This window comes from Caballeronia sp. INML1, from assembly GCF_023631085.1.
Lineage (GTDB): Bacteria > Pseudomonadota > Gammaproteobacteria > Burkholderiales > Burkholderiaceae > Caballeronia > Caballeronia turbans.
Genome location: NZ_JALQDT010000077.1, coordinates 129,628 through 153,505, shown reverse-complemented (window position 1 = coordinate 153,505; position 23,878 = coordinate 129,628). Strand labels below are relative to the sequence as shown.

Below are 23,878 nucleotides of genomic sequence, written 5' to 3'. Positions count from 1 at the left end.
CCTCAAATCGGATAAATGAGCGAGTTCGCGACCATTTCGCTGTCGAACACGCAGGTTCGGCTTTTCAACCTGAGGCCTTGCGGCGTGCGCTGAATGACATCGATATAGCGGCCGACGTTGAATACGGTGGTCAACTCGTCCTGCTTCGTACGAAACACGGCGTAGTTCGCTTCCGACCGGATATGACGGCTGTCGACTTCCCGGACGATGGGTGCGCCGACGACATGCCTCTGGTAGTACGGGTCATGGAAGATCGTTTCTGTCATGCCATACACCCGGTCTTTCAACATGCCCTTGCTTTCGAAGGACATCGTTGCGAGCGGAAGGCCTCGATCGAAGTTCTCGCGAGGCTGAACGCGGTACAGGCACTCGTCGGTGAAGAATTCAGGCCAGCGATCCCAGTCGGCTCTGTCCAGCACGGCCGCATACTCGGCGTAAAGCCCGATAAGTTCCTGATAGGTCTCGAAATCGAGCATGTCAAATCTCCATCACTTTGCGCCAGTACTCGAACATGCCCCGAATCAGGGTCTCGCTGACGTTGTGATCGGCATCGGCGATATCCCGTCCGCCGAGTTGTGCGAGCGCCTGATAGAACGGCTTTTGTTCGACGCCTTCCTGCGAGAACTCGATGACCTCACCGTCGTCGGCCGACACGAATCCCGCCGGGCCGAAGAGATTCGCCTGGCGCAAACGCCGGCGCGTCATCTCCTCGCTGTCGTCCTCGAAGCCGAAGTGCGTCCAGACGAAATCGAACGATCCGACGCCGTTCGGCACGATCTGGCGCGTCGACACCGAATTGATCTGCTGCTGGATGATGAGGCTCGGGAAGATCGTCAGCATGGCGACGGTCAGATCGCCCCACCACGGTTCGTGAACGATGTCGAGAAAGCGGTCGTCGTTCAGTTTCATTTCTTCCTTGAAGCTCGACACGCCCTTGGTCACTTCGCTCTTTCCCTGTGCACCGCGCACGCCGATCATTGCAGCGTGGCGAAACTTCTCGTCCATCTTTAGCGCTGCCTTGCTGTCAGCGCGCCACAGTCCGAACGTGAGGAACCAGGTGTGCAGCAAGCCCGCGTGATACGGATCCTTGATGTTCTCCTGCATGAACTTCCAATTTGCCGGAATTCGCTGCCGGTTGTAGCCTAGAATTTTCAGCTTCCGTCCGTCGAATACACGGTTAAATAGCGCAAGGATCGACGGTCCGAGGAATGCTTCGAGCGGCTCGACATCGTGGTCGAAGGAAGCGAAGATCACACCGTTGCGGGTCGCCACTTTCAGTTGCGTCAGACCATGCTGTTTCGGATCGAAGTCCGCAGGCATGCCGCCGTTGACCCTGCCGTCCGCCTTCACGCCTCGCCGGAACGGCACACCGATCAGATTGCCCTTAAGGTCATAGTTCCACTGGTGATATGGACACGTCAGGTCTTTTCGATTGCCGAACTTGTCCCGGCAGAAGCGCACGCCGCGATGCGCGCACACGTTTTCCACCACAGCTACTTCGCCATCCTGAGAGCGCGTCACGATCACCGAGCGCTCGCCGATGGACGTGCGCTTGAAGTCACCGGCGTTGGGAATCTCCGCTTCCAGACCCACGTAGCACCAGTGACTGGAATAGAAGAAACGATCGAGCTCCTTCCGGTAGACCGCTTCCTGGCTGTACGCCCAGAACGGAATCTGGCTGGTATCGTCCCCCTTCCAGACAGGCCGGATAAAGTCGATCGGGCTCTCATTCATGATGACGTCTCCTCTGGTGCGGCAACTGGGAACTGCTTGATCGAGACTCGCTTGCATGAAAAGCATCGGCGTAAATCCGGCCGGGGTCGACGCCCTTCCTGCGCAGCAGCGCGGACGAAGCGTCGACCATCGCCGGCGCGCCCGCCACATACGCGCGCCATCCGTCGAGCGTGTTCCAGTCCCCGTCGACAGCATCGGTCACCATGCCCGTGCGATACGGAACGCGCTGTTCGCCGGAAGCCAGCACGACATGGACACGCAGGCCGGGCAGGCTTTCGCGCAACGCGTCGAGCCAGTGGGTGCCATAGACGTCCGCTTTGGAACGCACGCCGAAGTACAGATGGATCGGCCGGCTTGTCTGCGACTCGGCCATGCCGCGAAGAATTGACAGGATCGGCGCCAGCCCGGTGCCACCGGCAATGCACAGAACCGGGTCATCCGACTTTCTGCGAAGGTAGGCGGTACCCAGAGGTCCGCTAATGCGAACTGCATCGCCCGGCTTGAGATCGGCCGCGACGAAGGACGTCACGTGCCCACTGGGCACCAGCCGTATATGAAACTCCACTTCCTGGCCGTTCGCCGTGCCCGCCATCGAGTAAGGACGAATGTGTTCCGGCGTGAACTGCACGTTCGCGTACTGACCGGGAGAGAAGTTGAATGGTTTGGACAACGCCAGCCGCACCCGTTTGATATCGTGCGTCAGGTCTTCTATGTCGATGACCGTCGCCTTGAGTATCTTCGGCGGATGAACCACGATCTCGTCGACCTCAGGAATCTCGATCACGCAATCCTCGATGAGCGTCGTGCAGCATGCGAGCACGGACTGGCCGCCCGTGACGCGCGAACCGCCTGCTTCGGTGCCGAGCGTCACAGCTGAGCCGGCGACCACGGTGCAACGACACGTGCCGCAACGGCCTGCCATGCAGCTGTACGAAATCGGGATCGCATGAGCGCGCAGTGCGTCAAGCAGATTGGCGCCGCTCGTCGCCTCGATATCGCGCTCTAGCGGCAGGACAGAAACCTTCATCACTTCCGTGTCTCCATGCTGTTCTGCGTTTGATGCATGATGCACGGAGCCGCGAAATCGATAAATAGAATCTCCTTGATACGCAAAATCACTCAGATTGATAATGCTTTTGCCAAAAGGGGCAGCCGATGGAACTTCACGATATCGATCTCAACCTGCTTGTCGTCTTTCAGGAGCTATTGCAGCAGCGACGTGTTTCGGCCGTCGCCACCGCGCTCGGCACGTCTCAGCCGGCCATCAGCAATGCGCTGGCGAGGCTGAGAAAGGTGCTTGGCGACGAACTGTTTCTGCGAACCTCGAAAGGCATGGTTCCGACGCCGTTCGCTGAGGCGCTGGCCGAGCCGATCGCCAATGCACTGGGCGCGATTCACCATACGTTGAACCAGATGTCGGTTTTCGATCCGGCATCGAGCACGCGAGCATTCACAGTCGCGATGACAGACATCGGCGAGATCTCGTTCCTGCCGGTCCTGATGCGCAAGCTCGCGTTGATCGCACCGGGTGTGACGATCAGCACGGTGCGCAACCAGTCCGACACACTTCGCGCGGACATGGAGCACGGCCAGGTAGACCTTGCCATCGGCTTTCTACCTGATCTGAAGGGGGGATTTTTCCAGCGCCGCTTGTTCCGTCAGCGTTACGTCTGTCTGTTTCGCGCCGATCATCCGCTGGCAGGCGCGGGCATGACGAGCAAGACGTTCTCGGACGCCGAGCATGTGTCGATCGTGGCCGAGGGGACCGGACACGGCATGGTCGATACCGTCATTCAGCGGGCCGGCATACGCCGTAACGTCCGCTTGCGCGTGCCGCATTTCGTTGCAGTTGGGCATATTCTGCAAACGACCGATCTGATCGCCGTGGTGCCGCACGCCTATGCGATGAGTACGCTCGCGCCTTTCGGACTCGTCAGCGCCCCGTGCCCGATCAAGATTCCCGACATCACCATCACCGTGCTATGGCACGGGCGAAACCATCGTGATCCGGGCAATCAATGGCTCAGGCAGACGATGTTTGAAACCTTCGCGCCCTGACGTCGTCGCCACGCGTACTGCACGTGCTCCGCGAGTTCAGCGCGAACCTGAACACGCGTCTCTCATGAGACAGATTCGAGGGCCGAGCTTCAAGAAGTTGAACTGCGGCCGTGCGCTCCGGTATCGGCCCGGAGCGTCTGCCTGACGCGCGCAGCGGCCTACCTGAGCCTCGCTACGTATTGGGCGACGGCCTGAACATCCGACTCGGTCAGAACTTCCGGGAAAAGCTTTGGCATGGCACCTGACGGATTGCGCACGAATGACTCGATGCCCGACACACCACGACGTTTCGCGACATCGACGAGCGACGGCCCGACCGCACCGCCTCCCGATGCGCCATGACAGGACGCGCATCGTGCGACATATACCTGCTGTCCGCGTTCGGAGTCGTCTTTAGACGACGATGCCGTAGAGGCTCCGCCGAGCAGTGCAATACTGTCCGCGTCCGGTGACGCCGGAACCGCCGCGAGATACGCTTGAATCTGCGCCAGATCGCGATTAGACAGGATTTTGCTGCTGTAGAGAGGCATTTGCCCCTTCGGCGAGCGGACGTAGGCCGTCATCGCCTCTACCGGCAACGGGGACGGTGCGAGGGCGGGCCCGGACATGATGCTGCCCTGCCCCACGGGACCATGGCATTCGTAACAGCCCTTTTTCATGTACAGCCCCTGTCCGGCATGAACGTCCGCCTGTACAGCCATCGCAGGCGGCGAGGTCATATCGATCAAGCAGGCAAGCGCACTTACGGCCAGCGCGATCATGCGTATCGGCTTCATGTGCGCTCCTAGCGAGGTTGCGTGAGGACGTCGAGAAAGGCCGGTTCGCCCGCCTTCACTCGCTGCATCGCGCGCGCGAGAGCCGGTCCGAGATCGGCCGGGTTCGAGATCGGTCCCTCGGCCCACATGCCCATGCTTCTGGCGAGCCCGGCATAGTCGATCGGCGGATCGTTGATGAGCGTGCCCGCCGTGCCGTTTTCAGGTTTTCGGTCGCGCCAGTTAGCCATGCGCTGAATGTGCATCGATTCCTGGTGGTAGGCGCGGTTGTTATGCATCACGGTGAGCAGGGGAATCTTGTGATGCGCAGCGGTCCACAACACACCGGGCAGCACCATTAGATCGCCGTCGGTCTGAATATTGACCGGAATGCGTCCCGCATCCCGATGCGCGATCGCCGCGCCAACTGCGGCCGGCGCGCCGTAACCGACGCCATAGCCGCCTTCGCCGCCGATGTACTGCCAGGTCTTGTCGAAATCCCACAACCGCTGCGGCCACTGGCTGATGAACAACGACGACGACACCAGCGCCCAATTTTCATGTCGGATCACGTTCCAGACTTCTTGCGAGAGTCTTGCCGTGCTGATCGGACTCGCATCCCAGGCGCGCGTCGCGTCGTGTCGCGCGGTCTCGCGCATCAGCGTATGAGCCTGACGCAGTGCGGGTGCACGCTTTCTCATCGTCTCACGCTGGGGAGCCGTGCACACCGCGTTCACCGCTTCGAGCAACGGCCCGAGCGAGGCCTGCGCATCTCCGCCGATTGCAAGCGTGGGCGCGATGAACCGCTCCGCGTCCTGCATGTTCGACTTCGAATAGAGATAGGACGTCGACACACTCACGAGATCGACATCGGGTTTCGTAAACTTTTTGGTCGGTCGCCCGATGACGTCCGCTACCGTTCCCGTCAACCCCCAAAGATCCGATACTTCGAGAGCAAGGATGACATCGGCGCGCGATATCAATTGGGTCTTGAGATAGGTTTGATTTAGGAAATGCCCGGTCGGGAAATTCAGCCGTCCGAGCAGGTCGACGACCGGCGCGTTCACCGCTTCCGCAAGCGCCACCAACGCATCCATGCCAGCCTGCGAACGGATCGCGCGGTCCGCGACGATGACCGGATTCGTCGCGCCGCAAAGCATGCGTGCGGTCTCTTCCAGCGCAGCTCGGCCCGCAACGGGCGGCGAGACCGGACGAAACGGCGGCACCGAAATCTCCCTCGGGTTCTCGATCGGGCGCTCCTGCAGCTCGCCGTCCGCGACAAGAAGCACCGGCTCCATCGGCGGCGTCATCGAAAGCGTGTAAGCGCGGACGAACGACTCCGCATAGTGCTGAAGCGACACAGGCGCGTCGTCGTACTTGGTGAAGTCGCGCACCAGCGCGCCAAGATCCAGCGCGGTGTGATACCACTCGACGCCGGGACGGCGCTTCGTCGCATCCGCGATGTTTCCCGCGATGACGATCATCGGCACGCGGTCGCACCAGGCGTTGAAGATCGCCATCGAGGCGTGCTGAAGCCCCACGGTGCTGTGGACGAGACAGGCCATCGGCTTGCCTGCGACCTTCGCATAGCCATGCGCGATCGCCGCCGACGCCTCTTCGTGCGTGCAGACGACGAGCGCCGGGTGCTGGTCTCCCGCATAACTCACGATCGACTCATGGATGCCGCGAAACGTGGAGCCCGGCATGGCGGCGACATAGTCGATGCCCGCCATGCGCAGCAGATCCACCATGAAGTCGGAGCCCGGATTGCCGATGTGTGCCGCGTCTGCTGAAGGCGCTTCCTGAAGCGACGGCACCTGCGTCTCGGCGGCAATCAGACGCGCGCCGGGCTTAGCGACCGACGGCGCCTTGTTGACAGGCTGCGCTACGCCTGCATTCGGCTTTAAGAGCGCGGTAGATGCTCCGGCGGCGATCGCTTCCTTGAGGAAGGTTCTTCGAGCCGTCATGGTGTCTCCTCCTGGTCAGTCTCTGTTGTTGTGGCCGACGCCAAGGATGGATCGCGGGCCCCATGCGGAGCCAACGGTAAGGTTTTCAGTTCCGTTGATCAAGATTGATTGTTAGATCAACGCGCGATGCGCGATCCCACCGAACTGATGGACACGACGACGGCTTCGCCGTAGAGTTCTATTGATCAATATCGACAGCCAATCAACATGTCCGACGTCATCACGAACGGTCCCGCACGGCGGGCAACTAAAGACGAACACGCGGCGGCGAACTCCGACCACACGGACTACGTGACCGCTGCCGAAGCAATGAAGATCCTGAACGTCCGGCAACAGACGCTGTATGCCTACGTGAGCCGCGGTTTGATCCGCAGCATCGGACAAGCGGGACACAAGGGCCGCCTCTACTGGCGCGATGACCTCAGGCGTCTCGAATCGCGTTCGCTCGCGCGGCATGGGCACGGCGCGGTCGCGGCATCCGCTATGAATTTTGGCGAGCCGATCATCCCAACCTCGGTGACCGAGATCACGCCTGACGGACCACGCTATCGAGGCAGGCTCGCGACCGACCTTGCGCGTGCACGCCTTCCATTCGAGGCCGTCGCGCAGTTGCTATGGACCGGAATGCTCAACGACACTAACGTCGAACTCGAATGGCCGAAGCGCAAACCATGGCATGAACTGAACGCGCTCATTGAAGCATCGTGGCGCATGCAGCCCGGCAATTTGCTCGACGTTTTCTCCATCGTTACGCTGCACCTCGGCATGCAGCCGTCACAGCGCCGTGGAAGGACGGCGACGGCCGAGCCGGCCGACCTCGACATGGCGTCCGCCGGGATCGATATCATCCAGATGCTGGTCGGATGTTGCGGACTGATGTCGCCACGCAGCCACTTCAAGTCGATGGAGACCGGTCAGTCGGTGGCACAGGGCATCCTGTCCTCGCTTGCCGTCGAATCGACCGAAATTAATCGCGAGTCGATGGAAGCTTTGCTGATCCTGCTCGCCGATCACGAACTCTCGCCCGCGACGGTCGCCGCCCGCGTGTCGGCATCGACGGGCTGCACGCTGCATCGTTGTGTCGTATCCGGCATCGCTGCGAGCACTGGTTCGCTGACCGGCCAGTTGTACGACCGCGTCGAGGAATTCTTTGACAGCGCTAGCACGATGCAGGCATTGATGCGCCGCGCCAATACACTGCTTGAACGCGGCGTCGCGGTTCCCGGTTTCGGGCATCCAATCTATCCCAGGGGCGATCCGCGAGCCCGCTACATGCTCGATCTCGCACGCCGACGGAGCGACAACAGCCGCCAAATGAACGCGATCTATCAGTTCGTCGATCAAATAGCGAAGGAGCACGGCTTACTTCCGCGTCAGGAGCTTGGAACCGTGGTGCTCACGCGCGCCATAGGTCTGCCGCGACGCACGAGCGGCGCGATTTCCGCGCTCGCGCGCGTGGCCGGATGGCTCGCCCATGTGCAGGAACAACGCATGTATGGAAGCGTTCTCCGTCCGCGTGCGCAGTTCATCGGCTCATCTGCTGCCAAAGGCAAGTGAGCCGGCCGTGAACGTCTTGGTCAGAACAGGTGTCGAATACCGAACGACACTTCCACCTGGGACTTCGTGCTCGACGGCTGCATGAAGAAGATGGCAGCGTTGCTGGCCGAACCGACCGCACGTTGATAGATCGCGAAGGCATACAGGTCAGTGCGCTTCGATAGCAGATAGTCGATGCCCAGATCGACCTGATGCCACTTCGGTGACTGATTCAGTTCCTCATAGCGACCGAAAGTGAACATGTAGCCCAGGCCGGTGTAAAAATCCGGCGTGATGTGCCAGGTACCGTTCAATTCAGCATTGTCGAGCCGTAGATGGCTACCGTCGAAATAGCGGTATTTGGCGTGCGAGTACACGAGATTGTCCTGCGTCGGCCCGATGGCATACGACGCCGTCGCGGCGATCACCTGCTGCTCGTCCACCAGCGCGGTTCGCGGGCCCAGTGCGCTGGTCTTGAACAGACTGAACGGTGCGGGATAATCGCTGCCGGCGGCGCCGTTGGGATTGTCAGCCGCATTCGGATGGTTCATCTGCAGATAGCCGACCGCAAGCTTCAGACTGCCGTTGCGGTATGCCGCCGTCGCGCTGTAGGCGCGATTATTTGCGAAGTCGCCGGCAGCGTTGCTCATCGCGTACATGGCAGCGAAGCTAAAGCCGCCCCAGCTCGGGCTCGTGTACTTGACTGAGTTCTGGAAGCGCACGGTGCCGAACAGGTTGTCATTATCTGATACATGCGCGCCATTGCCACCGAAGAGTTTGGCCGCGCCCGTATCGGCCATGAAATCGTAATTGGTGTCGTACTGGCGACCCAGGGTCAGTGTCCCGTATTGTCTGGTCGCAAGACCCACGAACGCCTGCCGTCCGAACATGCGCCCGCCTTGCCCCAGCGCGCCAGTGTTGCCGTCAAAGCCATTCTCCAAGGTGAAGATGGCCGACATGCCTCCGCCAAGATCTTCGCGCCCCTTCAGACCGAAACGATTACCCTGAATGAGGCCGCTTGCGGATTCGAACAAATGACTGCCCTTTACGTTGTTCACATACGCGGGGCCTGTACCGATGAGGCCGTAGAGCGTCACGCTGCTGTCCGCGTGTGCGGCGCCGGCGCCGAGCGCGAGCATGCCGAGGAGAAGCCTGTTCTTCTTCATGATGTGTTGTTCGAGAAGTTGGAGACGAACTAAAGCAGCGTCCGGTGCGCCTCCAGCGAGGCGCACGACGCTCGTCCAATGGATACGTGAGAACTGAGGGGTTGCTAGACGGTGATGTCGTCGTGCCGCGTTTCGCGCACGCGCAGCACCACACACAGCGCGACGAAGGCGAGGCACAGATAGTAGAGACCGATACCGGAGGGGTCGCCGTGATTGCGCGCCGCGAGCGAGGCCGCGATAATAGGCGCGACTCCGCCGCCGAGCACCGTGCCGAACGCCTTGCCCATCGAGAAGCCGGTGAAGCGCACTCGCGTGGGAAACAGTTCGCCGTAGAAGCTGCCGAACATGGCGTACATCGGTGCATGAATCACGCCGACGGCGGCCACGACCGTCAGCACTACGACCATTGGCGAGCGGCCGTCGAGCATCGTAAAGAAGAAGTTCAGGTAGATCGCCGACGCCACGATGCCCAGCAAATACACGCCCTTGCGCCCGAGGCGGTCCGACAGCGCGCCGTAGAGCGGTACCGATACCAGGGCGAAAGCGTTCGCGCAGGCGATCGCGCCGATCGCGACGGAGCCGGGCATATGGAGCGTCTTCGTAACGTACGAGATAGAATAGACGCCCGTCAGATAGTAGAACGTGCTCTCCATGATGCTGACCACGAGCACGACGAAAACAGGCCACTTGTAGCTGCGCAAGGTCTCCCACGCCGGGATGCGGGTGAGGTCGTGCTGACTCTGCTGCTTGCGGAACGCGACTGTTTCCTCGACTCGCAGACGAATATACAGGCCGATTACCACCAGTACGGCGCTCACCAGGAACGGCACCCGCCAGCCCCAGGCAAGCAAGGCTTCGTGCGGCAGACGCGATACGACGAATACCGCGAGCGAGGCCAGCAGCACGCCCAGCGGTCCTGCCGCCTGAAGCGCTGCCCCCAGCAGGCCCCGGCGACGCTGCTGCGCGCTCTCCAGCACCATCAGGCTGGCAGCCGCCGACTCACCCCCGAGTGCAAAGCCCTGGACGAAACGCAGCGCGACGAGCAGACAGGTCGCGGTCATGCCGATTTGCGCGACGCTTGGCAAGAGCCCGATGGCGGCCGTACCGATACCCATCATCAGCAGGGTTACCAGCATCATCGACTTGCGGCCGATCTTGTCGCCGAAGTGACCGAACACAAGTCCGCCGAGAGGCCGACTCGCATAGCCGACGGCGAACGTCGCGTACACGGCAATAGTGCCGCTGAGCGCGTTCAACTTTGGGAAGAACAACTCTTCGAAGACGAGCGGCGCGATGAAGCCGTAGAGAAAAAAGTCGTACCACTCGACCATCGTGCCGAGAAAGCTGGCAAAGAATAGTCGTCGTGATCCCGATTCCGTTGCGCTCGCGCCGGGAGCTGATCCCGTGCTCGCGACTGCGTCGTGCCACTCCTGCGAGGTTTCAAAAGCTTTCACGCCTGTCTCCTTTTTCGGCATGGACGGTCAGCCGGACCCCGGTACCACCACGCTCTGATGTGCTCTGTCGATGTAAATGCAAAAGCCCGATGCCTGAGGCGCCTCTAATTATTCGCACCTCCATTCTTTGCCCCGCCGACCGTCCGCTGCAGAAGGCTTTTGAGACTTACGTCCTTCGCGGCGAGCGTCTCTCGATCGACACGCACGCCTTTCTGCCATATGCGGCGCAGTACCGGCATGTCTGCCGCAGCGTTGATGCAGACCGCCGCGACAATTCGCGCGGGTTCGTCGGTTGCGCACTCCTCCAGCCAGACCAGCGTCACCTTGCCGTCGCCTTCTCTCACGACCGGTGAGGCGGTCGCATTCGGGAACCCGAGGATCTGCACATTCACGTCGCCCTGATCGGACCAGAACCAGGGCAGCGAATGCGCCACCGCCTGCTTGCCGAGGATGGCCCTGGCACATGCCGCGCCCTGTTGCTCCGCGTTGTCCCACGATTCCAGGCGCCGCATTCCGACCGGTCCGAACGGATGCTCGAACGACGCCACATCCCCGCACGCGAAGACATATGGATCGACCGTGCGGCCTTCGACGTCGCACAGCACGCCGCCCGCGCAAGGGAGGCCTGCTTCAGCCGCGAGTTCATCGTTCGCTTCCATGCCCACGCCCGCGACCACGAGGTCGAATTCCTCGCGAACGCCCGATAGCGAAGCGGCATAACGTTCGCCGGGCAGCTTCGACAGTTGCTCGATGCCGGCACCCAGGCGCACGTCGACGCCAAGCGAGCGCTGAATCTCGAGCAGATGCTGACCCACGATCGCCGGCACGGTCCGTTCGCATAACCGCTGCGCCGCTTCGACCAGGACCACGTCGACGCCGAGCTTTCGGGCGCTACATGCGGTTTCGAGTCCGATCCATCCACCTCCGATCACCAGCAGCCGCTTGCCTGCTATCAACCCGCGGCGGATATGCAAAGCGTCGTCGATGGTGCGCAGATAGGCGATATCGTCACTCGCGTCGCCAGGCACCGCGAGCCGCCGCGCGCGGCCCCCGGTTGCGATCACGAGGCGATCGAAGTGAATCTGCGTTCCATCGTCGACGTGCACGGTACGCGACGGACGGTCGATGCGGGTCACGTGCGTACCGGTGCGTAAATCGACGTCAAACTGCTCCGGTTGCGACCGATCAAGCAGAGCCGCAACTTCCGGCACGTTCTCGGCGCTCAGCCATGCTTTTGACAAGGGTGGCCGCTCGTACGGCCCTACGCGCTCCTCGCCTAGCATGATGATCCCGCCCTGATGTCCTTCCGCACGCAGTGTCCTAGCGACCGCCGCAGCGGCTTGCCCCGCTCCGACGATCACCACGCGCGAGTACAGCGGATCGGTTTGGTGGTTCGTCATATCGGCGACTCGTCATTGTTCGTTGAGGAAGCCACGCTTAGCGGCGAGCGCCGCCGCAGTCCTCAATGCCGCGGCCATGCTGCGATGCTGCGCCAGATTCTTTCCCGCGATATCCATGGCGGTCCCATGAGGGACGGTCGCGCGCACATAAGGAACCCCCAGATAGAGCGTGCACGCCCCTTCGAAAGCCGCCGACTTGAGCGCGATCTGCCCTTGATCGTGATACATGCTGACAACCACGTCATAGCGCCCGTCGAGTCCGTGGCGAAATACGGAGTCGGGCGAAACAGGACCCCGCACATCGATGCCCTGCGCTCTGGCCTGTTCGACCGCAGGGCCGATGATCCGCTCCTCCTCCTCAAACATGGCGTGCGGATTGAGTCCCGCAACCGCGATGCGCGGCGTCTCGATTCCCCAGTTCTTCAGACGCTCATTCACCAGCGTGACCAGGTTCAATACCGCATCGAAAGTCACCGTGGCGGGCACGTCGCGCAGCGGGATGTGCTCCGTCAGTGGCACCACGCGCAGTTTGCCGCTCATGCGAAACATGAAGGTATGGTCGGGCTGGAGATCGTCGATGCTCGCAACTTCGCCCGCGAGCTTGAGCGACATCGAATCGACTGGCCCCATGATCCATCCGCCGATCAGTCCGTTATGCGCGATCCGGTCGGCGAGCGTCATCCAGCGGACGACGGCTCGCCCCGCCGCGGCGGAAGGCTGGCCCGTTGCATACTCGTGCGGCGCAAGATCGAGCGGATCCAGCACGACGATGCGCCCCGACGCGAAGGCGCGCGCCTCGAACGACTGAATTACTTCCGTTTCGTCGCCAAGAGGCACCGCTCGCGCGGCAGCCCTGATCGACCCGATATCGCCGATCAGCATCGGCCGACACACCGCGCGCACCGACGCGTCCACCGCTGCCTTGACCGCCACCTCCGGACCGATACCTGCCGGGTCGCCGACCATCACCGCGATTATCGGCAGCGAAGTCCCAGGCGTTGTCGTCTCGTTCATTTCTGCGCCCTTTCAGTCATCGTCATTCGGCGAGTCGCGCGAGCACAACGCCCTCGCGCACCGTGGCCGCGTAACTGCGTATCGGTTTGCTGCACGGTGCCGCGCGGACTTCGCCCGTGCGAATATCGAACTCGCCTTGATGCAGGCCGCAAACGATCGAGAAACCGTCGAGCATGCCGGTCAGTACGAGTGATGCATCGCCATGCGTGCAGGTGTCGTCCGTGACGAAGGCGAGATCGTCCACACGCCATACCGCGAGCATCCTCTCGCCGATCTTTATCTGAAGACCGTCGCCATCTGTCACGTCGTCGAGCTGGCAGAGCGGCGTCAATTCGCTTGCATCGGTCGATGTTCCACTTTCCATCGCGTGTGCGTCCATGTCGGCCTCAAATCAGGAACGTGAGGTTGCTCATCGGCGTGTCGTTGTTCAGCAGAAAGACCTTTTTCTCGCGAATCAGCATCGCGCCTTCGTCGAGTGCCAACACATGGCGGCAGCGTCCGAACAGGGTCTCCTGACGATCGCTGCGTACCTCGCCGAGCACGAAGTTTGAATGCACGATCAACGCCTCCTTGCTCGCGCTTTCGATGGTCACGTTCGACACGACGCGCAGCAACCTCGAACGCGGACTCTGCGCGTGAGCATGACGGCCCTTGAGCCGATAGACGCGATCGTCGAGTTGCCGTCGGCTTTCGTAGATGAGCGAGATCGATTTGTCCGGTTCGAGATCTTCGGTATTGCACGGGACCCAATAGAAGCCGTCTGCGTGCCACAGTGCGAGCCACTCATCAAAGCGGTGCGCGTCCATCAAGGCGGCCTCGTGATAGAGGAACTGCGAAGCCTGCTCGATCGGCGAAACACCCGCCTCCGACGACAGCCATTGAGGATGAACGGCGTTATTCAAGTTCGGCTCCCTCGGTCATGAGTTCCAGCCAGTAGCGCATCTGGCCGCGTTGCGGTACTTCATCCGAGATGTGCCCGGTGATGGTTCCGTCGGGATGGGCCTGCTCGCGAGTCATGCCGCGGGAAATGTCGATCCACGGATTGACCTGCGCGTTCATCCCGCGCTGCGCCCGCTCGAAGATTTCAGCGTCGTCAGGCGAGCCTGCGCCCGCCGGGCCGTAGAAGGACTCGTGCTGCCGCAGGCGCATTGTGTTGATGGCGTCGTCCACGCCGTCGAACAGCACGGGGAACATCAGCACCTCGGTGCGTCCCGGTTCCAACGGCACCATGATGCGCACCTGGTTATTGATGATCTGCATGTTCGGAAACACGCCGATATGCGGATCGCCGGCGATCGCAACAAGCAGCTTCGATTGCTCGGCACCGTCGCGCGCTGCAAGCGCTTCGATATATTCCGCACCGCCCTGTACGCCCTTGAGGTACGTTTCATAGTCGGCGTAGTGCTCGACGCGGTGTTCGCGCATGTCGAGCATGGCGTGGCCGTGCCCCAGATCGCGCGTGTAGGTTTTCGCCTTGCCGTCGAACGGGTCGGCACGATGCGTGGCGCCGATGCCGCTGTCCGCCTGACGCTGCCACATCGACACGACCGACGCGTGCACGTAATGCGGGTGATACCCGTCCATGCCGACCATCTTCCAGTTGCCGTTGTAGACAGTCTTGTGGACGCCCGCCGACAGCTTGATACGGCGCGTCGGTGACGCGTCGACCAACAGGTCGATCATCTGCGCAGCAGGGCCGAGATACTCCGCAAGCGAGCCGACCTTAGGCGACAGCGACGCGAACACGAAGTCCCGATAAATCTCGACGCGCGGCGCGCTGGTAAGCGAATACTCTTCCATGCGGAAGTCGTCGCCATAGCCGGCCGGGTCCGTCACATTGATGAGCTTGCCGGTATTGTCGTAGGTCCAGCCGTGGAACCAGCAGCGAAAAAACTTTTCGCGTCCCGCTTCCTGCTCACACACTGCCGCGCCGCGATGCCGACAGCGGTTCATCAGCACACGTACGACGTCGTCATGACCGCGCACCATGATGACCGGCTGGCGTCCGAGACGGCGTACCCGATAGTCGCCTTTCTGCGGCACTTCGCTGGCGTGACCCACGTAGAGCCACGAACCATGAAAGATGCGCTCGATTTCCGCCTCGAAGATATCGGGCGAGGTATAGACGGCCGAGTGAACGCGACCGGGCTGCACCAGTTGGCGCAGCGTCGCGGCATCGACCGATTGCGCGTTACGCACGAAACGCACGGGGCTTCCGGCACTGCCGCCCTCGAAATGCGTACATCCTTGTTCCATGCTGCCTCCGGCTGATTCTTCAATCGGCGTTAATGTGTGCTCGCGTCGACGGCGGACTTCGACAGCAGATCGAGCGCTGCATCGACGATCATGTCCTCCTGACCACCGACCATGCGGCGCCGGCCCAACTCGACGAGAATGTCCACCGTCTTGAGGCCGTAGTGTTGCGCCGCGCGTTCCGCGTGCCGCAGGAAGCTCGAATAGACGCCTGCGTAACCGAGCGCTAGGGTCTCTCGATCCACGCGCACCGGCCGCTCCTGCAAAGGCCGCACGATGTCGTCGGCGGCATCCATCAGTTGATACAGGTCACAGTCATGCAGCCAGCCCAGCCGGTTCGCCGCTGCGATGAAGACTTCGAGCGGCGCGTTGCCCGCGCCAGCACCCATCCCCGCGAGACTGGCATCGACCCGGTTGCATCCCTCCTCGACGGCCACGATCGAGTTCGCGACACCGAGGCTCAGGTTGTGATGCGCGTGGATGCCGGTTTCGGTATTGGCGTGCAGCGCGTCCTTGAGCGCGCGAACGCGATCGCGCGTGTCGTTCATCGTCAGTGCGCCGCCAGAATCCACGACGTAGACGCAGGTTGCCCCGTAGCCTTCCATCAGGCGCGCCTGCTCCGCGAGTACCTGCGGCGACGCCATGTGGCTCATCATCAGAAAACCGACCGTATCCATGCCGAGGTTGCGCGCCGCCTCGATATGCTGTTTCGACACGTCCGCCTCCGTGCAATGCGTGGCGACGCGCACCACGCGCGCACCCGCATCGTAGGCCTCGCGTAAATCATGCACAGTGCCGATCCCTGGAAGCAGCAGGGTCGCCACACGCGCATGTTGGACGACTTCGGCGACAGCGCCGATCCATTCGGCATCGGTGTGCGCGCCGAAGCCATAGTTGAAGGACGAGCCTTGCAGGCCGTCGCCGTGAGCCACCTCAATCGAATCGACGCGTGCTTCGTCGAGCGCGCGCGCGATGCGCCGCACCTGATCCAGGCTGTAGCGATGTCTAATCGCGTGCGCGCCGTCGCGCAATGTGACATCCGAGATATAGAGCTTCTGCTTCATTGGATCCCCGCGAAGGTGTCGTCGAACGCGCCTTGCCCCGAAGCGGTCTGCCGCGCCGCGATGGCCTCGGCCGCCGCGAGCGCCGCCGACGTCATAATGTCCAGATTGCCCGCGTAGGCGGGGAGATAGTGGGCCGCGCCTTCCACCTCCAGAAATACCGAGGTCTTGAGCCCGCTGCGCAGACCGAGCCCCGGCACTTCGACCGGACGGCTAGAAGGAATCCGCTCGAACTGCACGCGTTGCTTGAGCCGGTAGCCGGGCACGTACGCACGAACGGACTCGACCATGTCCACGATCGCCGTTTCGACGGCGCTTTCGTCAGCGTCTTCGGAAAGCGTGAAGACCGTATCGCGCATGAGCAAGGGTGGCTCGGCGGGGTTGAGCACGATGATCGCCTTGCCGCGTGCAGCGCCGCCCACCGTTTCCAGCGCACGCGACGTGGTTTCGGTGAACTCGTCGATGTTAGCGCGCGTTCCAGGTCCCGCCGAACGGCTCGAAATCGACGCGACAATCTCCGCGTAATGAACACGCGTGACGCTCGACACCGCTGCGACGACCGGAATGGTCGCCTGACCGCCGCACGTCACCATGTTGAGGTTGTGGACGTCGCGATGCATGTCCAGGTTCACCACGGGCACACAGTACGGTCCAATGGCGGCGGGCGTGAGATCGATCAAGCGGATGCCAGGTTTTGCAGCGCGCAGTAACGCGTCGTTGCGTACGTGCGCCGCCGCGGACGTGGCATCGAACACCATGTCGATATGGGCAAACTCCGGCATCGACAACAAGCCGTCCACGCCACTGTCGCAAGTTTGCAGGCCAAGCCGCCGTGCTCTCGCAAGGCCATCAGAAGCTGCATCGATTCCGACCATGATCGCGGCTTCCACATTTCGCCCATGACGCAATATCTTCACCAGCAGATCGGTACCGATGTTCCCGGAACCGATGATCGCCGCCTTGAGTGGCCTATTTGCCTCTTTCGAATCCATTGTCGTTTCCTCTGGTGCTGTTTGATTCGAACGCGTGATGAGCACGCGTCATGCGAAAGCGACGTCGGCGTGACCCAGACCGTCGAACTCGACACGCATGTGGTCTCCCGCGCGCGCCGGCACCATCGCCGAAAGCGCACCGGACAAGATGATCTCGCCCGCCCGCAACGGCATCCCGAACTCGCCGAGCTGATTGGCGAGCCAGACGACCGCATTGATCGGATGCCCCAGCGCGGCAGAACCTTGGCCGGTGCCGACGGTTTCGCCGTTGCGCGAGAATCTCATCGTGATTCCCGCGAGGTCGAGAGCGCGCGGATCTGCCCGCCCCTCGCCGATCACGAAGGCACCCGACGAGGCGTTGTCGGCGACCGTGTCCTGAATGCGGATCTTCCAGTCGCGGATGCGCGAGTCGACGATCTCGAAGCAAGGCATGACCCACTCGGTTGCGTCCAGCACGTCATGCGCGGTGAGCCCCGGCCCACTCAACTCCTTTGCCAGCAGAAACGCAATTTCCCCTTCGGCGCGCGGCGCAATGAATTGCGACAGCGGAATCGTCGCGCCGTTGGCGAACTGCATGCCCGAGGTGAGCTGCCCGAAATCCGGCTGCCGAACATCGAGCATGTTCATTACGGCTTCGCTCGTGATTCCGATCTTCTTGCCGACGATGCGCTCGCCTCGCTTCGCGAGTCGCGTGGCGATCATGCGGCGTTGAATCTCGTAGGCATCGGCGATGGTCATGCCAGGCTCGGTCATCGTGAGCGGCGCGATCGGCTCACAACCCTCAAGGGCATCGAACAGCGCGTGCGCAACCGTGCCGATCTGCATCGACTCCATGTCTTCTCCTCATCTTGATTGTCGGTTAGGGCTGCGAACTGTCGAGCTCGAGGTCACCGGCGCTGAGATAGTCCCACATTCGCTCGATGACGCGTCCCGCTGTCGTCGCACGTCGCGCCGCGTCTTCCGCACTCATCGCGGACGCGTTTTCAAGGCGCATTGCACGAACAGCGCATTCGACCCGCGCAGCATCTTCGAGGAACCAAGTAAAGGCAACCGCCTCTTCCAGGGTGGCGCCCACGACGACTGCACCATTGCCGCGCATAACGACTGCCCGCGCGTGGCCAAGGGTTTGGGCCACGCCTTCGGCCTGCGGCGTGGAGCGAACCAGCTGCACGTCGTCCCAAAGCGGCGCAGACGGCGCGAAATAGGTGCCCGGCCCATGACGCGGAACCGGCGTGATGCCGGCGGTCGAGAGACTCATAACTGAAGGAGGCATGCTGCGCGCGACGGCGCCCACGTCATCCCTTCTCGCATAGATTTGTTGATGGATCCGGACTTCGCCCAGCACGCCATCGGGCAATTCGCCGCGGATCGGCACGACCACGCCGGCCTCGCGTTGGATTAATCCCGGCGGCATCGGCGCGCACACCAGCAGATAGTCGTGATTCAGACGTAGACTGCAGTGCCCGTAGGCATGGACCAGTCCCGCGCGCCCTAATGCGCGTGCCGCCATTCGCACGGTCGCCTGCTGCGCAGGAGACGCTTCGATCGCGCTCATGAGCCGAACTCCAGCACTTCGGGCTTCGAACCCCACATGCAGAAGGAACTTGGCTCGAACGGGAACTGTCGCGGAAGATGCGTGAGATGCTCTTCCTCGCTGAACACGCGAACGCCGCTCGAATACTCGTAGACCATGCCGTCGGGTCCCTCGAAGTACAGGAACATCGCGCCGGAGGTCGGATGTCGCCCCGGCCCGAAGCGAATTCGAATGTTCTTCTCCTTCAGGATGTACCAGGCCCGCATGATGTCGTCGATGCTCTCCACCTGGTGATTAATGTGCTGCACGCCTGCGTGCGGCGATGGCAACAGCGCGACCTTGTGATGCACAGGATCGATGCGCAGCAGGGCTGCATCGCCGATTCGATCGCTCACGCGGGCGCCGAGTACCTCGGTCCAGAACTTCTCGTCGCGCTTCGCGTCCGTGGTGCACAGGCCGATATGGCTGAAACCGGTGATACCCGCGTCGCGCGTACCGTAGTAGCGCTGTCCACGATGATGCGGCGACACCACCAGATCAATATGGTTGCCACTGGGATCCGCAAAGCTGATGAAGTCACGCACGCAACGCTGCTCCGCCTCGGCCGCGCTGCCGCGCGTGAACGCGATACGCGCGTCGTCGAGCACTTTAGCCGCATGATCGAGCGCTTCAGGTGTTGGGACCTCGAAGCCACTGACCTGTCGAGCCGGATCCCCTTCCGAGAACACCAGTGTGTGGTCCCGGTCATCCGAGCGCAGATAGACGTTCTTCTCTCCACGCCGTGCAATCTGAAGACCCAAGACCTCGGTCGCGTAACGGGTCGCGCTTTCAAGATCGCGCGTGCCAAGACGCACGTATGACACATCCTTCAATTCGATCACGATGTCTCCTGTCGTCGGCTTGCTCATGTCCCGGCCGCGGTCGCGGCGCGGAGCCGGTAATTTATAAGGGGTCACGAATCTTTCGATTCGTTGAAGAGAAACTCGACGACAAGCCGGTTGAAGCGCTCCGCCTGCTCGATCTGGGTCCAGTGACCGCAGCGGCCGAACATGTGCAGTTGCGAGTTTTCAATGTGCTCGTGTAACGCGAGGGAAGTGGCGGGCGGGATGACCTGATCGTCGCGGCCATGCACGATAAGCGTTTCATGTGGAAGCGCCTGGATGTCCGCAACGGGCGTCGCCATCGCTTCGACCCAGCGCTGGCGAGGGGCCGGGAACATCTGGGCGAAGGCTTCGCTGCAGCCGGGGCGAATGCTCGCCTCGTATCGCATGCTGGCGAGCGCCGGGGTGAGGCGGGACTGATCGAACGCGAAATACTGCATGATGCGTTGCATATTTTCGAGCGAAGGCGTGTAGCCCCAGACGGCGTCGAGACCTTCGGTGATCGGAAACGAGACACCAACGCTTCCCATGAGTACGAGCCGTTCGACCCGATTTGGCCGGCGCGCGGCCATGGCGAGCGCCAGCGCGCCGCCGAACGAATTGCCGATGACGCTGACCGACACTATGTCGAGTGCATCGAGGAAACCGAATACATGGTCGATCCATCGATCGAGTCCGTAAATGCCATCGTCGAACCGATCGGTGTAGCCGAAGCCGGCCATGTCAGGCGCAAGCACCCGGCCATACTGGGCGAGCGCCGGGATGGTGCCTCGCCAGTTGGCCCACGCGGTGACGCCGGGTCCGGAGCCATGGATCAGCAGAACCGGTTTGCCGGTTCCAATGTCATGATAATTCGTCCGGATTTCTCGCGCGAGGATGGACTGTCCGATTTCAGGGTTGTCGCTCACGTTCTCGTCTCCACTGGCTTAGTCTTTTATAGTGCTGTTGAGACGACTATATGGCGCTTCTCGGCGTTGATCAATCTTGAATGTATGATCAACATGCGGCGCTGGGAGTGCGATATCTTGATGGTGAAGGACGCGCACGGATGACTATTTACGGTGGGAATGGACACCACATGCTCGTGACGCGTGCGTTCCACGCGGTCGCGCCGCGATTGACGGCGAGTTCGGCGGGGGGTCACTCATCGGCTCCATCGTTTGCGAGGTACATAGTGCCGAACGCATATCGCCAGACGTTCCCAAGCGACTGCTCGCCGTGCCTGCGATCTACAGGTCGTCCTTTCTGTTCTGTAATTCGATCGGGACCTGCTGCGCTGCCGGGATCATCGGGATAACGGCCCACAACAACGCGTCGGCACGAGTACGCGACTACATGCTCCGATAAGCCTTGCGCGCCCGTCGCGCCGTCAACGGCGTCCCGACACGTGCCTTCACGACCGAGCTCGTCGACGACGACGCTTTCAAGCGACGATCGCACGCCTCACGCTCAAAACGCCGAAACTGATGGCGGCGTTAAGTCTTTGAATTGACCTTTCGACGCTTCTTTTTCGGCGCCGGGTGCTTTCGATTTGCGTCGGCATATTCGCGGATCATGTCCGTCAATGCGCGCAAGCCCGCCGGCACATGACGACGGCCGGGATAGTAGAGGCATAGTCCGTCGAGCGGCGGCGTCCAGTCTTCGAGCACGCGCACGAGGGCGCCTGCTTCGAGATCCGCGGCGACATTCCATTCGGTCAGGTAAGCGAGACCGATCCCCGCGCGCGCGGCGGTCAGCATCATGCCCGGTTCGTCGAGCGTCAGCGCGCCGTCGCCATCGATGCGTATGGATTCGCCATGCCGCTCGAATTCCCATTGATAGATCGACCCGCTCGGCATGCGGCTGCGAATGCAGCGATGCGTCGCGAGGTCGGCAGGCGTGCGTGGCGGCTTGTGCTGTTCGAAGTACGCGGGACTGCCGACGACGGCGAAGCGCTGGCGATCGCCGAACGGCACCGCGATCATGTCTTGCGGTACGGTTTCCAGCAGACGAATGCCCGCATCGAAACCTTCGACGACGATATCGATGAGCCGGCCTTCGGTGACGATATCGAGCTTCATGTCCGGATAGCGCTTCAAGAACGCGATGAAAAGCGGCATCGCCTGATGCGCCGCGCCCACCGATGTATACGCAACGTACCCGATGGCGTGTCGCGAAAGCTGCCGGCCTGTTCGAGCGCGTCGCGAATCGTCGAAAGCGCGGGCGCGATGTTCTGCACGAATTGCGCGCCGGCCTCGGAAAGCGACACGCTTCGGGTCGTGCGATTGAAGAGCCGCACGCCGATGCGAGCCTCCAGCGCGGCGATCGCATGACTCAGCGCGGACGTCGATACGCTCAGTTCATTCGCCGCCGCGCGAAAGCTGCGATGCCGCGCGACGGAAAGAACCGCTTCGAGTTCGGTGAGCCCCGATGTTTTCATTATGCTAAATCGTTCAATAGGTCATGCCGGATTGTACGTCTAGTCGAATCAATGCAAACGCCTTATCTTTTGCTCAATACATCGACCGAGCGAATTCATCATGCATGACATCGACCAGATTTATATCGGCGGCGCGTTTGTCACGCCGCACGGCAACGAGCTTTTCGAACTCTTCAATCCCGCGACAGAAAAAGTTATCGGCCGCGTGCGCCTCGCAGACAAGGACGATGCGCGCAATGCAATTGCGGCGGCGAAGCGCGCATTTCCCGCATTCTCGCGGACGGACAAGCGCGAACGTATCGACATGCTGAAGCGCATGCACGCCGCCGTCATCGCGAAAGAGGATGAGCTTTTCGAGGCCATCGTCGAAGAATACGGCGCACCGGTTTCGCGCGGCCGCTGGATGGCGCGACACGCGAGCAACGTGCTGCTGGAAGCGGCGAAGGTGCTCGAAGACTATGCGTTCCTGCGTGACGCGGGTACGGCAAAAGTGGTGATGCAACCGCTTGGCGTTGCCGGGCTGATCACGCCGTGGAATAGCGACGCCGGCTTTATCTGCGGCAAGCTGGCGGCGGCGCTCGCGGCGGGTTGCACGGCGGTCATCAAACCGAGCGAAATGAGCGCGATGCAAACGCGCGTCGTCACCGAAGCGCTGCATGAGGCGGGACTTCCGGCAGGCGTGTTCAACATCGTCACGGGCCGAGGCGATATTGTGGGCGCGGAGATCAGCGCGCATCCCGATGTCGCGAAGCTGTCGTTCACGGGATCGACGGTCGTCGGCAAGACGATCCTGCGCACAGCCGCCGATACGCTCAAGCGCGTGACGCTCGAACTCGGCGGCAAGTCGCCGACGATCGTGCTCGACGATGCGAACTTCGACGAAGCCGTGCCGCTCGCGCTCGATGCTGGCTTCATGAACAGCGGTCAGGCATGCATCGCGGGCACGCGCGTTCTGGTGCCGCGTGCGCGGCTCGCGGAGTTCGAAGAGAAAATCGTGAGCGCCATCGAGAAGATTCTCTCGGGCGATCCGCGCGATCCGCATACGAGCATCGGCCCGATGGTGAGCCGCAAGCAATGGGAGCGCGTGCAGCGTTATATCCGTATTGGCATCGATGAGGGCGCGCGACTGATCGCGGGTGGCGAGGGGCGTCCGGATCACGTCGGCGCGGGCTGGTTCGTGCGTCCGACGCTCTTCAGCGACGTGACCAACGACATGACCATTGCGCGAGAGGAAATCTTCGGGCCTGTGCTGTCGATCATCGCGTACGGCGATATCGAAGATGCCATCGCGATCGCCAACGATACGCCTTATGGTTTGCAGGCGTACATCGCTTCATCGGACGCCGCGCGAGCGAACGCAGTGGCGTCGCGCATCGACGCGGGGCGCGTGCTCGTCAACACGCTCGCGCATGAACCTGCTGCGCCGTTCGGCGGATTCAAGCAATCGGGCATCGGCCGCGAATACGGCACGTTCGGCATCGAAGCGTTCCTCGAACCGAAGGCACTGCTGGGCGTCCGTTAAGCCCGCGATTCAAGCCCACCCACATCTCCGTGCGATTTCGCCGGGCTGCGGTGGCCGGCCTGTTAGCGCGATGCAGACGAATATGTGATCAGCGTCGAAATGTATGCACTCAATGCAGCATAGAATCAAATTGTT

At 61.9% G+C, this 23,878-nt stretch carries 21 protein-coding genes and 1 pseudogene; 3 read left to right on the top strand and 19 right to left on the bottom strand.

Translation table 11 applies throughout. The features are described from left to right. Window positions 1–2: 2 nt before the first annotated feature. From NCR38_RS31170 to NCR38_RS31160, 3 genes are read right to left on the bottom strand one after another with little or no spacing between them, the layout of a single operon-like run. Complete coding sequence (locus NCR38_RS31170) at window positions 3–476, bottom strand: aromatic-ring-hydroxylating dioxygenase subunit beta (protein ID WP_250478196.1); 474 nt, start codon at window positions 474–476, stop codon at window positions 3–5. Window position 477: 1 nt separating this feature from the next. Then, window positions 478–1,734, bottom strand: a complete 1,257-nt coding sequence (locus NCR38_RS31165) for an aromatic ring-hydroxylating dioxygenase subunit alpha (protein WP_250478195.1) — start codon at window positions 1,732–1,734, stop codon at window positions 478–480. After that, the gene (locus NCR38_RS31160) at window positions 1,727–2,761 is read right to left on the bottom strand and encodes an FAD-binding oxidoreductase (protein ID WP_250478214.1); all 1,035 of its coding nucleotides are present in this window, start codon (window positions 2,759–2,761) and stop codon (window positions 1,727–1,729) included. Before NCR38_RS31160 ends, NCR38_RS31165 begins: the two co-directional genes overlap by 8 nt. A gap of 128 nt (window positions 2,762–2,889) precedes the next feature. On the opposite strand from NCR38_RS31160, the gene NCR38_RS31155 reads away from it, so the two are divergent. Then, a complete protein-coding gene (locus NCR38_RS31155) occupies window positions 2,890–3,792 on the top strand; it encodes a LysR family transcriptional regulator (protein ID WP_061119799.1) in 903 nt (300 codons plus the stop codon). 158 nt (window positions 3,793–3,950) lie between these two features. On the opposite strand, the gene NCR38_RS31150 is transcribed toward NCR38_RS31155, so the two are convergent. Further along, on the bottom strand, window positions 3,951–4,568 hold the full coding sequence (locus NCR38_RS31150) for a cytochrome c (RefSeq protein WP_250478194.1): 618 nt from the start codon (window positions 4,566–4,568) through the stop codon (window positions 3,951–3,953). Between the two features lie 8 nt (window positions 4,569–4,576). Then, on the bottom strand, window positions 4,577–6,511 hold the full coding sequence (locus NCR38_RS31145) for a thiamine pyrophosphate-binding protein (RefSeq protein ID WP_061119797.1): 1,935 nt from the start codon (window positions 6,509–6,511) through the stop codon (window positions 4,577–4,579). A 207-nt stretch (window positions 6,512–6,718) separates the two neighbouring features. On the opposite strand from NCR38_RS31145, the gene NCR38_RS31140 reads away from it, so the two are divergent. After that, complete coding sequence (locus NCR38_RS31140; protein ID WP_250478193.1) at window positions 6,719–8,068, top strand: citrate synthase; 1,350 nt, start codon at window positions 6,719–6,721, stop codon at window positions 8,066–8,068. Between the two features lie 20 nt (window positions 8,069–8,088). On the opposite strand, the gene NCR38_RS31135 is transcribed toward NCR38_RS31140, so the two are convergent. The 14 genes and pseudogenes from NCR38_RS31135 to NCR38_RS31070 all read right to left on the bottom strand — a co-directional run bounded on the left by NCR38_RS31135 (window position 8,089) and on the right by NCR38_RS31070 (window position 22,221). Continuing rightward, a complete protein-coding gene (locus tag NCR38_RS31135) occupies window positions 8,089–9,213 on the bottom strand; it encodes a porin (RefSeq protein ID WP_061119795.1) in 1,125 nt (374 codons plus the stop codon). Window positions 9,214–9,317: 104 nt separating this feature from the next. Continuing rightward, window positions 9,318–10,667 (bottom strand): MHS family MFS transporter, encoded by a 1,350-nt coding sequence (locus tag NCR38_RS31130; protein ID WP_250478192.1) that lies wholly within the window; start codon window positions 10,665–10,667, stop codon window positions 9,318–9,320. A gap of 104 nt (window positions 10,668–10,771) precedes the next feature. Further along, window positions 10,772–12,067, bottom strand: a complete 1,296-nt coding sequence (locus NCR38_RS31125; RefSeq protein ID WP_250478191.1) for an NAD(P)/FAD-dependent oxidoreductase — start codon at window positions 12,065–12,067, stop codon at window positions 10,772–10,774. 12 nt (window positions 12,068–12,079) lie between these two features. Continuing rightward, complete coding sequence (locus NCR38_RS31120; protein ID WP_061119793.1) at window positions 12,080–13,033, bottom strand: PdxA family protein; 954 nt, start codon at window positions 13,031–13,033, stop codon at window positions 12,080–12,082. A 70-nt stretch (window positions 13,034–13,103) separates the two neighbouring features. Beyond that, the gene (locus tag NCR38_RS31115; protein ID WP_250478190.1) at window positions 13,104–13,460 is read right to left on the bottom strand and encodes a Rieske 2Fe-2S domain-containing protein; all 357 of its coding nucleotides are present in this window, start codon (window positions 13,458–13,460) and stop codon (window positions 13,104–13,106) included. A 7-nt stretch (window positions 13,461–13,467) separates the two neighbouring features. Continuing rightward, the gene (locus NCR38_RS31110) at window positions 13,468–13,983 is read right to left on the bottom strand and encodes an aromatic-ring-hydroxylating dioxygenase subunit beta (RefSeq protein ID WP_061119792.1); all 516 of its coding nucleotides are present in this window, start codon (window positions 13,981–13,983) and stop codon (window positions 13,468–13,470) included. Beyond that, complete coding sequence (locus tag NCR38_RS31105; protein ID WP_250478189.1) at window positions 13,976–15,337, bottom strand: aromatic ring-hydroxylating dioxygenase subunit alpha; 1,362 nt, start codon at window positions 15,335–15,337, stop codon at window positions 13,976–13,978. The genes NCR38_RS31110 and NCR38_RS31105 overlap by 8 nt, the downstream gene beginning before the upstream one ends. 29 nt (window positions 15,338–15,366) lie before the next feature. Then, window positions 15,367–16,398, bottom strand: coding sequence for a 4-hydroxy-2-oxovalerate aldolase (gene dmpG, locus NCR38_RS31100; protein WP_250478188.1), 1,032 nt, complete (start codon window positions 16,396–16,398; stop codon window positions 15,367–15,369). After that, window positions 16,395–17,387 (bottom strand): acetaldehyde dehydrogenase (acetylating), encoded by a 993-nt coding sequence (locus NCR38_RS31095; protein WP_061119789.1) that lies wholly within the window; start codon window positions 17,385–17,387, stop codon window positions 16,395–16,397. The genes dmpG and NCR38_RS31095 overlap by 4 nt, the downstream gene beginning before the upstream one ends. A 48-nt stretch (window positions 17,388–17,435) precedes the next feature. Then, a complete protein-coding gene (locus NCR38_RS31090) occupies window positions 17,436–18,221 on the bottom strand; it encodes a fumarylacetoacetate hydrolase family protein (protein ID WP_250478187.1) in 786 nt (261 codons plus the stop codon). Window positions 18,222–18,246: 25 nt separating this feature from the next. Continuing rightward, complete coding sequence (locus NCR38_RS31085) at window positions 18,247–18,942, bottom strand: class II aldolase/adducin family protein (protein ID WP_061119787.1); 696 nt, start codon at window positions 18,940–18,942, stop codon at window positions 18,247–18,249. After that, window positions 18,939–19,829 (bottom strand): VOC family protein, encoded by an 891-nt coding sequence (locus tag NCR38_RS31080; RefSeq protein ID WP_250478186.1) that lies wholly within the window; start codon window positions 19,827–19,829, stop codon window positions 18,939–18,941. Before NCR38_RS31080 ends, NCR38_RS31085 begins: the two co-directional genes overlap by 4 nt. Before the next feature lie 44 nt (window positions 19,830–19,873). Continuing rightward, window positions 19,874–20,710 (bottom strand): alpha/beta fold hydrolase, encoded by an 837-nt coding sequence (locus tag NCR38_RS31075; RefSeq protein WP_061119786.1) that lies wholly within the window; start codon window positions 20,708–20,710, stop codon window positions 19,874–19,876. A 567-nt stretch (window positions 20,711–21,277) separates the two neighbouring features. After that, window positions 21,278–22,221, bottom strand: a pseudogene (locus tag NCR38_RS31070) (LysR family transcriptional regulator). Between the two features lie 100 nt (window positions 22,222–22,321). Between NCR38_RS31070 and NCR38_RS31065 the strand changes: the two are divergent. After that, a complete protein-coding gene (locus NCR38_RS31065) occupies window positions 22,322–23,743 on the top strand; it encodes an aldehyde dehydrogenase family protein (RefSeq protein WP_250478185.1) in 1,422 nt (473 codons plus the stop codon). The last annotated feature ends 135 nt before the right edge of the window (window positions 23,744–23,878 follow it).

Excerpts from the sequence above, each read along its gene's own strand:
- NCR38_RS31170 (WP_250478196.1), bottom strand. The coding sequence starts at position 476 with ATGCTCGATTTCGAGACCTATCAGGAACTTATCGGGCTTTACGCCGAG.
- NCR38_RS31165 (WP_250478195.1), bottom strand. The coding sequence starts at position 1,734 with ATGAATGAGAGCCCGATCGACTTTATCCGGCCTGTCTGGAAGGGGGAC.
- NCR38_RS31160 (WP_250478214.1), bottom strand. The coding sequence starts at position 2,761 with ATGAAGGTTTCTGTCCTGCCGCTAGAGCGCGATATCGAGGCGACGAGC.
- NCR38_RS31155 (WP_061119799.1), top strand. The coding sequence starts at position 2,890 with ATGGAACTTCACGATATCGATCTCAACCTGCTTGTCGTCTTTCAGGAG.
- NCR38_RS31150 (WP_250478194.1), bottom strand. The coding sequence starts at position 4,568 with ATGAAGCCGATACGCATGATCGCGCTGGCCGTAAGTGCGCTTGCCTGC.
- NCR38_RS31145 (WP_061119797.1), bottom strand. The coding sequence starts at position 6,511 with ATGACGGCTCGAAGAACCTTCCTCAAGGAAGCGATCGCCGCCGGAGCA.
- NCR38_RS31140 (WP_250478193.1), top strand. The coding sequence starts at position 6,719 with ATGTCCGACGTCATCACGAACGGTCCCGCACGGCGGGCAACTAAAGAC.
- NCR38_RS31135 (WP_061119795.1), bottom strand. The coding sequence starts at position 9,213 with ATGAAGAAGAACAGGCTTCTCCTCGGCATGCTCGCGCTCGGCGCCGGC.
- NCR38_RS31125 (WP_250478191.1), bottom strand. The coding sequence starts at position 12,067 with ATGACGAACCACCAAACCGATCCGCTGTACTCGCGCGTGGTGATCGTC.
- NCR38_RS31120 (WP_061119793.1), bottom strand. The coding sequence starts at position 13,033 with ATGGTCGGCGACCCGGCAGGTATCGGTCCGGAGGTGGCGGTCAAGGCA.
- NCR38_RS31115 (WP_250478190.1), bottom strand. The coding sequence starts at position 13,460 with ATGGACGCACACGCGATGGAAAGTGGAACATCGACCGATGCAAGCGAA.
- NCR38_RS31105 (WP_250478189.1), bottom strand. The coding sequence starts at position 15,337 with ATGGAACAAGGATGTACGCATTTCGAGGGCGGCAGTGCCGGAAGCCCC.
- dmpG (WP_250478188.1), bottom strand. The coding sequence starts at position 16,398 with ATGAAGCAGAAGCTCTATATCTCGGATGTCACATTGCGCGACGGCGCG.
- NCR38_RS31095 (WP_061119789.1), bottom strand. The coding sequence starts at position 17,387 with ATGGATTCGAAAGAGGCAAATAGGCCACTCAAGGCGGCGATCATCGGT.
- NCR38_RS31090 (WP_250478187.1), bottom strand. The coding sequence starts at position 18,221 with ATGGAGTCGATGCAGATCGGCACGGTTGCGCACGCGCTGTTCGATGCC.
- NCR38_RS31085 (WP_061119787.1), bottom strand. The coding sequence starts at position 18,942 with ATGAGCGCGATCGAAGCGTCTCCTGCGCAGCAGGCGACCGTGCGAATG.
- NCR38_RS31080 (WP_250478186.1), bottom strand. The coding sequence starts at position 19,829 with ATGAGCAAGCCGACGACAGGAGACATCGTGATCGAATTGAAGGATGTG.
- NCR38_RS31065 (WP_250478185.1), top strand. The coding sequence starts at position 22,322 with ATGCATGACATCGACCAGATTTATATCGGCGGCGCGTTTGTCACGCCG.